This is a genomic window from Streptomyces sp. NPDC048288 (assembly GCF_043201555.1).
GTDB lineage: Bacteria > Actinomycetota > Actinomycetes > Streptomycetales > Streptomycetaceae > Streptomyces.
Window position 1 is genome coordinate 823,599 of sequence record NZ_JBICZD010000003.1, and the last position, 13,394, is coordinate 836,992.

Sequence of the window (13,394 nt, forward strand, 5' to 3'; positions counted from 1 at the left end):
AAAAGCACGAAGCACGAAGCACGAAGCACGAAGCACGAACGAAGCGCTACGAGGAGTTGTCTTGACCCACGACGTCAACCCCGGACAGGGGTCCAGGTCCCGCACGTTCGGCTGGGAGGACCCCGCCGTCTCCGCAGGCGCCGTCCCGCACCACAGCGGCCTCGACTTCCTCCGGGAGATCCTGGCCGGGAGGCTGCCCGCCCCGCCGATAGCCGCCACCCTGGGCTTCACCCTGGAGGAGGCCGAGTACGGCCGGGCGGTCTTCGTGCTGGTGCCGGGCGAGGAGCACTACAACCCGATCGGCAGCGTCCACGGCGGGGTCTACGCCACGCTCCTGGACTCGGCGGCCGGCTGCGCGGTGCAGTCCGTGCTGCCCCAGGGCACGGGGTACACCTCGATCGACCTGACCCTGAAGTTCCTGCGCCCGGTCACCGTCGACACCGGCAAGGTGCGCGCCATCGGCACCGTCCTCAACAGCGGCCGCCGCACCGCCCTCGCCCAGGCCGAACTCCGCGACTCCGAGGACCGGCTGCTGGCCCACGCCACCAGCAGCTGCCTGCTCTTCCCGGTCACGGCCGGCTGACGGTCACGGCCGGCTGACGGCTCCGCCGCAGGGGCCGGCGGAGGGTCAGCGGACGCGGGCCACGCCCGCGTAGATGCCGGCGTCCGGCTCCGGTTCCGGGGCCGGGGCGGAACCGAGCCACCGCGTCGACGTCACCAGGCCGGGGGCGACGAGGTCCAGGCCGTCGAAGAAGCGCTCCACCTCCGGGCGGGAGCGGAAGGCGAGCCGGATCCCGCCCTTGGCGTACTCGGCGACGACCTGGGCGGCGAGCTCCGGGTACACGTCGGAGGCGGCGTGCGACAGGATCAGATAGCTGCCCGACGGCAGGGTGTCCATGAGGGCCCGGACGATGCCGTGGGCGTCCTGCTCGTCGGTGATGAAGTGCATCAGCGCGATGAGGGACAGCGCGACGGGGCGGTCGAAGTCCAGGACGTGCCGGGCGTGCCGGACGATCGCCTCCGGGTCGCGCACGTCCGCCTGGATGTAGTCGGTGGCCCCCTCGGGGCGGGAGATCAGCAGCGCCTCGGCATGCCGCAGCACGATCGGGTCGTTGTCGGTGTAGACGACCTTCGCCGACGGCACTATCTCCTGCACGATCTGGTGGAGGTTCGGCTCGGTGGGGATGCCGGTGCCGATGTCCAGGAACTGGTCCACGCCCTGGGCCGCGAGCCACGCGGCCGCCCGGTTCATGAACTGGCGGTTCTGCCGCGCGGCGTCCCTCGCCTCGGGCGGCAGCTTCTCACCGACCGCCTCGTCGACCGGGTAGTTGTCCTTGCCGCCGAGCAGCCAGTCGTAGACCCGCGCGGGATGCGCCCTGCTGGTGTCGATCGGCGAGGAGGGCTGAGGGCTGGTCGGCATGGCAACTCCGTCGCGCCGGTGGAAGGTTCGGACCGGGTTCGCGGTGATCGTACTCGGACCTCCCATCTACCTTGTGCGAGAGGGGACTTGCGGCGGACGGGACCCTGCCGTCCGCCCCACCGGGCGGAGTTGGCACGGTGTGACGGACGGCAGGGTCCGAGTGCGGGTCCGGTCAGCCGGGCATGGCCGCACGGACCAGCGCGGTGTCCACGAACTGTTCGAAGCGGACGATCAGGCCGCCGCGTACGACGAAGTGGTGGGCGACCCGGACGTCGACCGGGCGCCCGGTGGCCCTGTTGACGGCCGTGTAGCGGGCGAGGACGACGACGTTCTCGCCGTCGACGACATAGGTGTCGTCGTGGGCGGTCCAGCCGTCCCACTCCTCGCCGAGCCGCTCCATGACGTGGGCGGTGACGCCCTCGGGCGTGCGGTAGGTGCCGGCCAGCGGGAAGCCGGCCATCTCCGTCCACTCCACGTCGGGGGCGAGGGTGGCGCGCAGGGCGGCCAGGTCACCGGCCGCCGAGGCCAGGTACTGCCGTCGTACGACGTCGGCGGGGGCGGTGGACAGGGCGAACTCGCTCATGGTCAGCCCCACTTCAGCTCGCCCTTGGCGACCTTCGCGCCGATCTGGGCGGCGATCAGCATGCCGTGGTCGGGGTAGCGGGCGACGAGCGCCTCGGTGAGCGCGGCACCGTCGGCGGCCTTGTCCAGCTCCTCCTCGAAGGCGAGCAGGTAGTCGCGGGTGGCGGTGACGGCGGAGATGTCGGCCGGGGTGCCGGGCAGCCGGTGCCCGGGCACCACCAGCTCCGGCTCCAGGGCCGCCATCTCGTCCAGCAGCCGGATCCAGGCCGAACGGTCCTCGGGGGCGGGGGTGTCGGCGACCCACACGTGCTCCCGCTGGAAGAGCAGGACACCGCCGAGGAGGGCGCGGTGCCCGGCCTGCCAGAGGTAGTGGCGGTCGGGCAGCCCGGCCGGGCCGCCCCGGAGTTCGAAGCGGTGGCCCTCCAGGGTGAGGTCGCCGGTGAGCGGTTCGAGGTCCACCAGGCGGGTCGGCAGGTTCGGGCCGAGGGCCGCCCAGGCCTTGAGCTTGCCCTCGTAGGAGTGCCGGATGTGCTCGATGGTGATCGGGGTGGCGACGAAGCGGGCGTCGGGGAAGGCGTCGGCGAGGACCTCGGCGCCGAAGTAGAAGTCGGGGTCGCCGTGGCTGACGAAGACGGTGGTCAGCCGTTTGCCCGAGTCCAGGACCGCGGCGGCGAGGCGGTGGCCGTCGGCGCGGGTGAAGGCGGCGTCGACGAGCAGGGCCTCGTGCTCGCCGGTGACGAGGGTGGCCGTCTTGTTCCGGGAGCCGGCGGGGAAGTCCAGGTCGAGGACGGTGAAGTCGAGGGCGGGGCTCATGGAGTGCTCCTGAACGCAGAGGGAGAGGGCGGCGGAGGGAGGGCCGGCCGCCGATCGTGAGCGATTCACCTGACGGAACAGTAACTGACGCGTCAGATATTTCTCCGTGCGTGTGGCTCCCGTCACACCCGCATCCGGGGTCAGGGCAGCCGGGGCAGCACGTCCCGCGCCGCATGGCTGAGGATCCGCAGATCCTCAGCGAACCGGTCACGGTCCTCCGGCGGCAGCGGCGCCAGGAAGAAACGGCGGATGTTCTCCACATGCACCCGGGAGGCGGCCACGGCGGTCTCGGCGCCCTTGGCCGTCAGCCGGACGAGACGGCCGCGCCGGTCGGCGGGATCCTCCGCCCGCTCGACCAGCCCGGCCGCCTCCATCCGGTCCACCAGCCGGGTCACTCCCCCGGTGGTCAGCACCTGCTCCTGCGCGACCGCCCGCATCGGCAGTCCCGGCTCGCCCGCCCGCCCCAGGATGAGCAGCACCTCGTACATGAGGTGACTGATCCCGCACTCCTGCTCCAGGGACCGCCCCAGGAGGTACTCCAGCCGGTTCGCGGCCCCCTGCAACCGCCCGAAGGCCAGCACCAGCGGGTTGTTCGCGGCGTCCCGCGGCGTCGAGATCTCCACCTGCTCGTCCACGACCCCGGAACCCCTCTCCTCGTAGCCCGCACCCGCACCCGTACCCGAGCCCGCACCCGTACCCGCGCCCGCTTCCGTCCGATCATCCCCGAGCGGAACCGGACCGGCCAACGCGCGCCGCCGCAACGTCAGTCGGTCTCGCCGTGCTGCCTGCGGATCCGGGCGGCCACCTCGTTCTCCTCCGTCTCCCACCAGGGGCGGACCCGGTCGGCGGCCGGGGCGGGCACCGCGGCCGGAGCGGCGGCCGGAGCGGCGACAGGCGCAGCGACAGGAGCGGTGGCGGCCTGCTGCCGGTCCAGGTGGCGGTCGAGGGCCGCCGTCTGGACGCGTTCCGCACGGGCCCACTGGAAGAGGATCGCCAGCAGGAAGGGCAGGGCGACCAGTTCGGCGATGCCCAGCATCGCGCCGCCGCCGATCTGCTGGTCCTGGCGGACGTCCGGGGACCAGGACGGATGGTGGTGCAGGTACCAGGCGCCGGCGATCAGCGTGCCGTGCGTCATGACGACGAGCCCGGGGATCGCGTCGACCACGCTGTCCAGGAAGACCAGGGCCGCCCGGACCGGGTGCGTGCACCAGGCGGGGAGGGTCTCCTCCCGGGTCAGGACCGGTACGACGAACAGGCAGCCCGCCGCCAGCAGGTTCAGGTACATCAACTCGTGCAGCCAGCCGACCCGCAGGGCGGTGGCGAAGTACGGGGTGAAGTAGACCGTCAGCTCGGTGGCGAGCACCAGCGCCGTGCTGACCAGCGGGAAGGTCAGGACCCGGAGCACCCGGCCGGTCATCGTCCGGCGCACCCGGGCCGCCGCGCCCTCCGGGAGCGCCGCCAGCGCGAGCCGGAGCGGGTCGCCCAGGGCCAGGCCCAGCGGGGCCACCAGGTCGAGCAGGATGTTCTGGACGGCCGCCGGCCAGAAGAGCACGTGGTCGTAGACGGCGAGCGCCGACATCGTCGCCACCACCAGCGCGCCGAGGCCCAGGACCGTGAAGGCGGCGGTGCGGGCCGCCGACCACGGCTCCCCCCTGCCGCGTACCCGCGCCACGCCCCAGCCGTACAGCCCGCCCAGGGCCAGGACCAGCAGCAGCGCCGGTACGTCCGGCTGCCACGACGTCAGCAGCCGGCCCACGGTCAGCTCGGCCATCCGGCTCACGCTCCTCAAGATCCGGGACGAAACGGGTCAGGTCTGGCCCACTGCGCGACGCTATACCGGGCCCGCCCGACCCTCGCACAGGGGTGGCCTGCAGAATCGGCGCGGTCATCGGACCGGTCATCGCACCGGCGATCGGCGCAGTTCACAGAGGTTCACAGAAGTTCACAGGGGTGGGGTTCATGTTCGGAAAGCGGCTCGTCGTGAGCGGGGCCATCGCGATTCTGATCGGCGCGCTCGGCGCGTGTTCCAGCGGCGGGGACGAGAGCGGGTTCGACGACGGCGTCACCTACGGGCAGGACGACACCGGCACCGGCACCGGCACCGCCACTTCCGCCGCCGCCCCCACTCCCACCCCCACTCAGGACGACACCGTCCACGGCCTGAAGGACGACGTCCGGCACATCGCCGCGAAGACCGCCAGGGCCACCCGGCCGCACCTGGTCAGGAAGTGCACCACCGCCACCCGCCGGGTCCGGCACACCTCCAGCAGCGGAAGCGGCAGCAAGCGGAAGACCCGTACCTGGTACACCACCGAGCGGTACCGGTCCTGCACCAAGGTCCGCAGCGGCACGGAGACCTACCGCAGGACCGTCCGCGCGGAGCAGTGGTGCGTGGAGCTGGACGACGTGAACGGCGACCCGAAGACGGACGACGTCTGGTACCAGGTCGGCCGTACGGTCTACGACGACGCCCGGGCCGCGGACGACCACGCCCGGCTGGAGTTCGTCCCGGCCCACGAGGGCTGCTGAGCCGCCCGCCCGGCCCCTGTCACAGTTCTGTGCCAGGCCGAGGTGACCCTTGTTCACTTTCGTTCAGCCGTACTTAAAGTGATCAACGCGGCTTGTGGATCTTGAAGAGCTCCGCCGCCGCACGGGGACACGGGGAACACGGGGAACACGGGGGCTTTTCACCATGGGGGAACGATTCGTCGCGCCTCGGCGCATGCCGGCACGGCCCGTCGCCGCGCTGCTGGCCGTCGTCGGGGTCCTCGCCGGGGTGCTGGTCGGCAGACCGGGGCTGGAGTCGGTGCCGGGCTGCGGCCCGTCGGGGGAGCTCTATCCCTCGCAGACCGCGCAGGACTGGGTGTCGTACGCCGATCATGTCGTCGTCGCCAGTCCGACGCGGGAGCGGGACACCAACCGGCAGGACTACGCCAAGGGGGCCATCGCGTACACGGCGGACCGGCTGGTGAGCTTCCGGACCGAGCGCCGGCTGTGGTCGGCCAAGTCGCCACGGCACGCGATCGGTTCCGGCTTCGACCTGGTCGCCCCGGGCTGGAAGGCCTACCGGCCCAGTGGCACCCGGGTCGCGCAGATGGCCGTCGACTCGCCCCGCTTCCAGGCCGGGCACACCTATCTGCTCGCCGTGCGCTGGCACGAGGGCGCCTGGGCGGTGCTCGGGGAGGGTGCCTCCGTGCCCTTCGACGACCACACCGGCGACCGGGGCGAGTGGTGCGGCCGGGTGCTCGGCGAGGACGACATCGCGGAGGGGGAACGATTCTCCCGGCATGACGACCACAGCCTGGAGAAGGCGCTCCTGGGGCAGGACGAGCAGGCTGCCATCAGCGCCCTGGACCGCGCGGCCCGCGCGGCCCGCGGCTGAAGCCGATCGCACGGCCGTACCCGTGCCGTACACCTGACCGCATCCTGAACGGCACAGGACCGGCAAAGCTTTGTCCCTCAGGACCCTCCAGTACACAGCCACCCACATCTCCCCCACCGAAATGGCATGCACTGTTCACGCGCTCTCCACTTTCGACGCGTTGATGCGCAAGGAACCGGCCATTGACTCTGCGGCGCGGCACCCCGATTCGGAGCCGTGTGGGGCGAATCGTTTCCGAACAGGGGGGGCACTGTGGTGTCCGCGCTCGAGGGTTCCGCCGGGGCGGAATCCGAAAGACCCGTGCCCAGGCGGCTGTCGACCGCCCGAGGGCTCGGGGACCGGATCTTCCGGTACCAGTTGACGGCCACCGGTGGTGTCGTCCTCGCCATCATGGCCGCCGTGGGGCTGTTCCTGCTTCTGCGCGCCGGACAGGCGCTGAGAGCCCGGGGTGTGTGGGCCTTCCTCACCACCGCCCAGTGGCAGCCGGACGTCCACAAGTTCGGCATCGCGGCCGTACTCACCGGCACGCTGCTGATCGCGGCCGTCGCCGTCACGATCAGCGTGCCGCTGGCCGTCGGCACCGCGCTGTTCATCTCGGACGTGGCTCCCCGGGGACTGCGCCGGACGCTCGTCACCATGGTCGACCTGATGGCCGCCGTGCCGTCCGTGGTCTACGGCTTGTGGGGGCTCTTCTTCCTCCAGCAGCACGTCATCGGGCTGTCCCGCTGGCTGTCGGACTGGTTCGGGTGGATCCCCTTCCTGCACGTCGACGGCACCCAGCCGGGCGAACCGCTGGCCTCCCAGAGCGTGTACACCGCGTCCACCTTCGTCGCCGGGATCGTCGTCGCGCTGATGGTCGCGCCGATCCAGTGCTCGGTGATGCGCGAGGTGTTCGCCCAGGCGCCGGCCGGTGAACGCGAGGGCGCCTACGCGCTCGGCGCCACCCGCTGGGGCATGATCCGCGCGGTCGTGCTGCCGTACGGCATGGGCGGGATCATCGGCGGCACCATGCTGGGCCTCGGCCGGGCGCTCGGCGAGACCATCGCGGTCTACCTGATCATCTCCCCGGTCTTCACCATCCAGCCGCACATCCTGCAGACCGGGTCGAACTCCGTCTCCTCCCTCATCGCCCTGCACTACGGCGATGCCTCCACCTTCGGCATGTCGGCGCTGATGGCCGCGGGCCTCGCGCTGTTCCTGCTGACCCTGGCGGTCAACTTCACCGCTTCCTCGATCGTGGCCCGGTCACGGTCCGGCGCACAGAGCGAGGCGTGACGATGACCGTCGTAGACCTTGAGAAGGACGTCCCCCAGGACGCCCCTCGGCCGGCTCCCCAGGACGCTTCCGCGACCGGGCCCGCGACCGACGCCGACGCCGTCGCCGTCGCCGAACTCCCCGACGTGCCGCGCCGGATCGGCGGGTTCACCCGCTCCGGGGTGCTGTCGCTGCTCGGCGCCGCCGCCTCCGGGCTGTGCGTCACCGTCCTCCTCTTCGGCGAACTCGCCCCCTTCTCCGGGGCATTGGGCTTCTTCATCACCGCGTACCTTTCTTTCCTAGGTATCTACGCGGTGTTGACAGGGCTTGAGGAGGACGCGCAGGCGGTCCGGGACCGGGTGATGACCGTCGTCCTGTGGACCGCGGGCGGGCTGATGTTCTGCGCGCTCGCGATGGTCGTGGGCTTCACCGCCTGGCGCGGCCGCGAGGCCCTGCCGCACGGCAACTTCTTCACCCAGGACATGCAGGCGGCGGGTCCGCTGGACCCGCTGAGCCACGGCGGCATCGCGCACGCCATGCTCGGCACCCTCATCATGATCGCCATCGCGCTGACGATCACGGTCCCGCTGGGCCTGGCCTGCGCGGTGTACCTGAACCAGATCCCGGGCCGCTTCTCCCGGTTCGTCCGCACGATCGTCGAGGCGATGACCGCGCTGCCGTCCATCGTGGCCGGCCTGATGGTGTACGCGGTCTGGATCCTCGGCCTGGGCATGCAGAAGTCGGGCCTCGCGGCCGGCTTCGCGATCAGCGTGATGATGCTGCCGATCGTGATCCGCGCGGCGGACGTGGTGCTGCGTCTGGTGCCGGGCAACCTGACGGAGGCCTCGGAGGCGCTGGGCGCGCCCCGCTGGCGGACCGTCTGGCACGTGGTCCTGCCGACGGCCCGCTCCGGTCTCGCGACCGCCGTCATCCTCGGCACCGCCCGCGGTATCGGCGAGACGTCCCCGGTCCTCCTCACGGCGGGTTTCACGGCCGCGCTCAACGCCGACCCGACGAGCGGCCCGATGGTCTCCCTCCCGCTGGCCGTCTTCAACTTCGTCAAGTCCCCCGAACCGACGATGATCGCCCGAGGCTTCGGCTCGGCGGCCGTCCTCATGGCCCTCGTCCTCATCCTCTTCGCCATCGCCCGCGTCATCGGCGGCCGCGGCCCCGGCCACCAGAGCAAGCGCCAGGCCCGCAGAGCCGCCCGCGCCTCCCGCCGCGACACCGACCGGTTCGGCCAACTCCACACCCCGGGCCTGGACCTGTTCGAGCCCACGGCCCCGGCGAACCCCGGCGAGACCAGCGCCCCTCTTGGGGACGCTGAGAACCCCGGCGAGAGCAGCGCCCCTCTTGGGGGCGCGGGGCTGCATCAATCAGCGGCTCCGCCGCGGAGCGCGACCAGCCACGACGCACCCGCACCCGAAAACGGCGAACCGGCCCCCGAACCCGCACCCACCGACGGCGAACAGCCCCTGTCCTCCACAGGAGACGAGCACTGATGTCCAGCCAAGTCATCAACGCCCTGAGACGGCTGGGCATCCTGGCCGCGATTCTCAGCATCCTCAGCCCCCTCACCGTCCTCGGCATCGCGCAGAGCGCCTCGGCCGACACGTACACCCCCATCGCCGGCGCCGGCTCCACCTGGGCGGAGAACGCCGTCGACGAGTGGCGCCGCGCCGTGAACCAGTACGGCATGCGCATCAGCTACGCCGGCACCGGCTCCTCCGACGGCCGCCGCCAGTTCCTCTCCGGCACGGTCGACTTCGCCGTCTCCGACATCCCGTTCCAGACGAACCCCACCGACGGCAGCGCGGCGGAGCGCCCGGCCTCCGGGTCGTACGCCTACATGCCGATCGTGGCCGGCGGCACGGTGTTCATGTACCACCTCACCGTCAACGGCAAGCGGGTCACCAACCTCCGCCTCTCCGGCGACGTGGTCACCAAGATCTTCACCGGGGCCATCAAGACCTGGGACGACCCGGTGATCAAGGCCGACAACCCGGGGCTGCAGCTCCCGCACCGCACCATCGTCCCCGTCGTCCGCTCCGACGGCTCCGGCTCCACCGCCCAGTTCACGATGTGGATGGCGAACCAGCACAAGGCGCTGTGGAACGCCTACTGCGCCAAGGTCGGCCGCTCGGGAGCGTGCGGGCAGACGTCGTACTACCCGACCGTCTCCGGCATGATTGCCCAGTCCGGTGACCTCGGTGTCGCCGGTTACGTCGCCCAGAACTACGGCGAGGGCGCGATCGGGTACGTCAACTACTCGTACGCGCTGAACGCGCACTACCCGGTCGCCAAGATCCTGAACCACGCGGGCTACTACACCGAGCCGACCCCGCAGAACGTGGCGGTCTCCCTCCTCAAGGCGGAGATCAACACGAACAAGAACTCGTCGGACTACCTCACCCAGCAGCTCAACGGCGTCTACAACGACAGCGACAAGCGCAACTACCCGCTGTCCAGCTACTCGTACATGATCCTGCCGCTGAAGGTGCAGGGCACCTTCACCAAGGCCAAGGGCAAGACGCTCGGCGCGTTCTCGTACTACTTCATGTGCCAGGGCCAGCAACAGGCGCCGAAACTCGGCTACTCGCCCCTGCCGATCAACCTCGTCCAGGCCGGCTTCGACCAGATCCGCCGGATCCCGGGCGTGGAAGCGCAGAACATCAACATCAAGAACTGCAACAACCCGACGTTCACCGCGAACGGCGAGAACAAGCTCGCGCAGACCGCGCCCTACCCGGCCGCCTGTGACAAGAAGGGCGCCGCGCCCTGCACCAGCGGCAGCGGCGGCGCCAAGTCCGGCTCGGGCGGCTCCTCCTCCAGCGGCGGCTCCTCCAGCAGCGGCGGCACCACGGGCGGCACCGGGTCCACGGACGCCTCGACCGGCGGCACCGGCGGTACCGGCGGCGGCAGCGCCCAGCCCTCCGTCGACCCCGACACCGGCCAGACCATCTCCCCGGACGGCTCCACGGGCTCCGCGTCCGGCGGCACCGGTGCGGCGGCGGCCGGCGGCACGGTCGCCCTCGCCCAGCCCGTCGCGGTGGCCACCGGGCACGGCTGGACCGCCACCCAGACGCTGATGCTGCTGGCCGCGCTGCTGGTCTTCGGCCTGCTCCTGCTGCCCTCGGTGGTCTCCCGGCTGGTCGGCAACAAGCGTTCCGACGACGGGAGTTCCCGATGAGACGGACCAGTCGCACCCGGATACGCAACGCCCTGGTCCGCCTGCTCGCCGGCGCCACCGTCGGCGCCCTCGCCGGACTCGCGGTCGCCCAGGCCGCCCCCAGCGCCACCGCGGCCACCGGTTCCGCCGTGACCGTCGCCGGGCGCGGTGAGTTCAAGGACATGAAGTTCACGGTCTCCCAGACCAAGAACCTCACCAGCCAGGCCGTCACGGTCAGCTGGACCGGCGGCACCGCGACCACCTTCGCGGGCACCCAGTTCAACACCGACTTCGTCCAGATCATGCAGTGCTGGGGCGACGACGACGGCACGGTCCCGTCCAACCCGGGCCCGTCGCGCACCCAGTGCCAGTACGGCGCCTCCCCGACCACCAACCGCACCAGCTGGCCGGGCAACGCCCTGGACGACACCCGGCAGGTCTTCTACAGCGCCGACCCGACCAACTACGGCCAGGACAACCGGTACGGCGCCGCCAACCCGAACGCCGGCGGCGAGGTCCCCTTCAAGTCCGTCGACGGCACCACGATCACCACGAACACCCAGAACAACGCGCTGTTCAACTACAACACCACCAACGAGATCGACTTCGCCCGCACCGGCACCAACGGCACGGGCAAGGAGTACTTCGAGGTGCAGACCGCCAACGAGGCACCCCACCTCGGCTGCGGCGAGCCGGTCAGCACGAACGGCGTGACCAAGCCCCGCTCCTGCTGGCTGGTGATCGTCCCGCAGGGCCATCTGGACCTGGACGGCAAGCCGTACGCGGACACGAGCCAGGTCAACGCGGGCTCCCCGGTCTCCTCCACCAACTGGAAGAACCGGATCGCGGTCAAGCTGAACTTCAACAGCGTCGGCACCAACTGCGCGCTGGGCGCCGACGAGCGCCCCACCACCGGCAGTGAGCTGGTGGCGGACGCGATGACCAGCTGGCAGGCCCAGCTCTGCTCGTCCGGCAAGGTCTACGGCTACACCGAGCTCGGCGAGCCGGACACCCGGTCCCGGCTGACCTCGGACGCCTCCTCCACGGGCATGGCCTTCACCACCCGCAAGCTGGGCGCCGACGCGGGCACCACGGCACCGTCGGGGACGACCACGTACGCGCCGGTCGCGCTCTCCGGAGCCGTCATCGGCTTCACGATCGAGCGAAGAGCCAAGTCCGACGCACCGGACAGCATCAAGAAACTCGCGGGCACCAAGGTCGAGTCCCTCAAGCTCAACGCCCGCCTGGTCACCAAGCTCCTCACCGAGTCGTACCGCAGCTCCCCCTGGGGTTCGATCGTCAACGGCACGGTGGCCAAGGGGTACGGCTGGGCGAAGAGCAACCCGGCCGGTATCGCCTCCGACCCCGAGTTCATCGCTCTGAACCCGGAGTTCCAGTACCTGTCGGTCGCCGAGACCCCGGCCACCGACACCGACCTGATCACCTCGCTGGGCCACTCCGACACCGCCCGCGCGATCTGGCAGTGGATCCTCGCCGACAAGGACGCCCGGCAGTTCCTCGCCGGTGTCCCGGACGACGACGGCATGCGGGTCAACCCGTACTACAGCACCAACAAGGACCTGAACCCGACCGGGATCGCCTTCGACCCGTCGAGCACCGACGACTACCCGAAGAGCGACCCGTGGTGCACGGTGCCGCCCGGCTCGGACGCCCCGTCCACGGCCACCCAGTGCATGACCGACTTCCACCCCTACGTGGACGACATGCACGCCGGCGCCCTGCACACCCGGCGCGCGGACACCCTGTGGAAGTCCAGCTGGGACGCGCTGTCCAGCCCGCAGGCGTACAAGAGCCCCGGCCCGCAGACGGTCGGCTCGCGGTTCATCATCACGATCACCGACGCGGCCTCCGCCGCCCGGTACGGCCTGCAGACCGCCCAGCTGGAGAACAGCGCCGGCAAGTACGTCGCCCCGACCACGGCCGGGCTGACCGCGGCCGCCGCGACCGCCTCCGGCAGCGGCGTCGCCGAGATCACCCCGGACAGCACCACGGCCAAGGCCGCCTACCCGCTCGCCGAGCTGGTGTACGCGGCGGTCCGGCCCGGCAAGGTGAGCAAGGCCGCCCGCCAGGACTACGCGGCCCTGCTGCGGTACGCCGCCGGCACCGGGCAGACCCTGGGCGCCGACCCGGGCAAGCTGCCCGAGGGGTACGCCCCGCTCTCCACGAAGCTGCGCGCGCAGACCGTGAAGGCGGCGGACGCGCTGCTCGCCTACACCGGGCCGACGTCGACCGACGGGGGTTCGGCGGACGGCGGCGGCACGGACACGAGCGGGGGCGGTCCCTCGGGCAGCGGCGGTACGGCCGACGGCGGTACGACCGGCGGTGCCGGTACCGGTACGCCGGCTGACGGTGCCAGTGCCACGCCGAGCGTGAAGGCGTCGTTCGACGGGGGCAAGGCGCTGGAGACGACGGCGGCGGGCAACACGCCGGCCGATCCGTCGAATCCGCTGCGGTACGCCGTTCCGGCGGGGGCCGCGATCGGTGCGGTCGCCGGGGTCGGGGCGCCGTTCGCCGGCGGGCGACGGCTGTCGATGTCTTCCGCTGTGGCGGCAGTTCGTCGGCTGCGGGTTCGTCGTGGCTGGTCGCGCCCACGCGGCGGAGCCGCAAATGGATAACGCCCCGCGCCCCTAAAAGACGGGGCGTTGAGCCCCACCGGAGCTAAATGCTCCCCACAATCGGCCGCCCGCCCCGAAAGGCAGTCGGGGCGGACGGCTCGTACCACCCTGCCAGATCCTCTGGCAACACCCAGCTAG

At 71.4% G+C, this 13,394-nt stretch carries 12 protein-coding genes; 7 read left to right on the top strand and 5 right to left on the bottom strand.

Features of this window, described 5'->3' with window-relative positions:
• Positions 1-61: 61 nt before the first annotated feature.
• Positions 62-583, top strand: coding sequence for a PaaI family thioesterase (locus ACGFZS_RS15165; RefSeq protein ID WP_393795408.1), 522 nt, complete (start codon positions 62-64; stop codon positions 581-583).
• 45 nt (positions 584-628) lie between these two features.
• Here the strand turns inward: ACGFZS_RS15165 and ACGFZS_RS15170 are convergent, their stop codons facing one another.
• From ACGFZS_RS15170 to ACGFZS_RS15190, 5 genes are all read right to left on the bottom strand, one after another.
• A complete protein-coding gene (locus ACGFZS_RS15170; protein WP_393795409.1) occupies positions 629-1,420 on the bottom strand; it encodes an SAM-dependent methyltransferase in 792 nt (263 codons plus the stop codon).
• 172 nt (positions 1,421-1,592) lie between these two features.
• On the bottom strand, positions 1,593-2,003 hold the full coding sequence (locus tag ACGFZS_RS15175) for a nuclear transport factor 2 family protein (RefSeq protein ID WP_365692697.1): 411 nt from the start codon (positions 2,001-2,003) through the stop codon (positions 1,593-1,595).
• Between the two features lie 2 nt (positions 2,004-2,005).
• Positions 2,006-2,815: an MBL fold metallo-hydrolase gene (locus ACGFZS_RS15180; RefSeq protein WP_393795410.1), complete on the bottom strand. Its 810-nt coding sequence runs from the start codon at positions 2,813-2,815 to the stop codon at positions 2,006-2,008.
• A gap of 140 nt (positions 2,816-2,955) precedes the next feature.
• Positions 2,956-3,450 carry a MarR family transcriptional regulator gene (locus tag ACGFZS_RS15185; RefSeq protein ID WP_359226551.1) on the bottom strand — a complete coding sequence of 165 codons (495 nt, stop codon included), beginning with the start codon at positions 3,448-3,450 and terminating at the stop codon, positions 2,956-2,958.
• Between the two features lie 128 nt (positions 3,451-3,578).
• Entirely contained in the window at positions 3,579-4,586 is a 1,008-nt protein-coding gene (locus ACGFZS_RS15190; RefSeq protein WP_393795411.1) for a cytochrome c oxidase assembly protein, read from the bottom strand.
• Between the two features lie 188 nt (positions 4,587-4,774).
• On the opposite strand from ACGFZS_RS15190, the gene ACGFZS_RS15195 reads away from it, so the two are divergent.
• The 6 genes from ACGFZS_RS15195 (at position 4,775) to ACGFZS_RS15220 (ending at position 13,256) form a co-directional block, all read left to right on the top strand.
• The gene (locus ACGFZS_RS15195; RefSeq protein WP_393795412.1) at positions 4,775-5,344 is read left to right on the top strand and encodes a hypothetical protein; all 570 of its coding nucleotides are present in this window, start codon (positions 4,775-4,777) and stop codon (positions 5,342-5,344) included.
• Positions 5,345-5,537: 193 nt separating this feature from the next.
• A complete protein-coding gene (locus ACGFZS_RS15200) occupies positions 5,538-6,197 on the top strand; it encodes a hypothetical protein (RefSeq protein WP_393795413.1) in 660 nt (219 codons plus the stop codon).
• Positions 6,198-6,497: 300 nt separating this feature from the next.
• Positions 6,498-7,472: a phosphate ABC transporter permease subunit PstC gene (gene pstC, locus ACGFZS_RS15205; RefSeq protein ID WP_355709858.1), complete on the top strand. Its 975-nt coding sequence runs from the start codon at positions 6,498-6,500 to the stop codon at positions 7,470-7,472.
• Between the two features lie 2 nt (positions 7,473-7,474).
• Positions 7,475-8,953, top strand: a complete 1,479-nt coding sequence (gene pstA, locus ACGFZS_RS15210; protein ID WP_393795414.1) for a phosphate ABC transporter permease PstA — start codon at positions 7,475-7,477, stop codon at positions 8,951-8,953.
• Positions 8,953-10,641: a phosphate ABC transporter substrate-binding protein PstS gene (gene pstS, locus ACGFZS_RS15215; RefSeq protein WP_393795415.1), complete on the top strand. Its 1,689-nt coding sequence runs from the start codon at positions 8,953-8,955 to the stop codon at positions 10,639-10,641. Before pstA ends, pstS begins: the two co-directional genes overlap by 1 nt.
• Complete coding sequence (locus ACGFZS_RS15220; protein WP_393795416.1) at positions 10,638-13,256, top strand: hypothetical protein; 2,619 nt, start codon at positions 10,638-10,640, stop codon at positions 13,254-13,256. Before pstS ends, ACGFZS_RS15220 begins: the two co-directional genes overlap by 4 nt.
• The last annotated feature ends 138 nt before the right edge of the window (positions 13,257-13,394 follow it).

What these genes read in the sequence shown, in the direction of transcription:
- ACGFZS_RS15175 (WP_365692697.1), bottom strand. Translation starts at nt 2,003, where the DNA reads ATGAGCGAGTTCGCCCTGTCCACCGCCCCCGCCGACGTCGTACGACGG.
- ACGFZS_RS15170 (WP_393795409.1), bottom strand. Translation starts at nt 1,420, where the DNA reads ATGCCGACCAGCCCTCAGCCCTCCTCGCCGATCGACACCAGCAGGGCG.
- ACGFZS_RS15220 (WP_393795416.1), top strand. Translation starts at nt 10,638, where the DNA reads ATGAGACGGACCAGTCGCACCCGGATACGCAACGCCCTGGTCCGCCTG.
- ACGFZS_RS15180 (WP_393795410.1), bottom strand. Translation starts at nt 2,815, where the DNA reads ATGAGCCCCGCCCTCGACTTCACCGTCCTCGACCTGGACTTCCCCGCC.
- ACGFZS_RS15190 (WP_393795411.1), bottom strand. Translation starts at nt 4,586, where the DNA reads ATGGCCGAGCTGACCGTGGGCCGGCTGCTGACGTCGTGGCAGCCGGAC.
- ACGFZS_RS15195 (WP_393795412.1), top strand. Translation starts at nt 4,775, where the DNA reads ATGTTCGGAAAGCGGCTCGTCGTGAGCGGGGCCATCGCGATTCTGATC.
- ACGFZS_RS15200 (WP_393795413.1), top strand. Translation starts at nt 5,538, where the DNA reads ATGCCGGCACGGCCCGTCGCCGCGCTGCTGGCCGTCGTCGGGGTCCTC.
- pstS (WP_393795415.1), top strand. Translation starts at nt 8,953, where the DNA reads ATGTCCAGCCAAGTCATCAACGCCCTGAGACGGCTGGGCATCCTGGCC.
- pstA (WP_393795414.1), top strand. Translation starts at nt 7,475, where the DNA reads ATGACCGTCGTAGACCTTGAGAAGGACGTCCCCCAGGACGCCCCTCGG.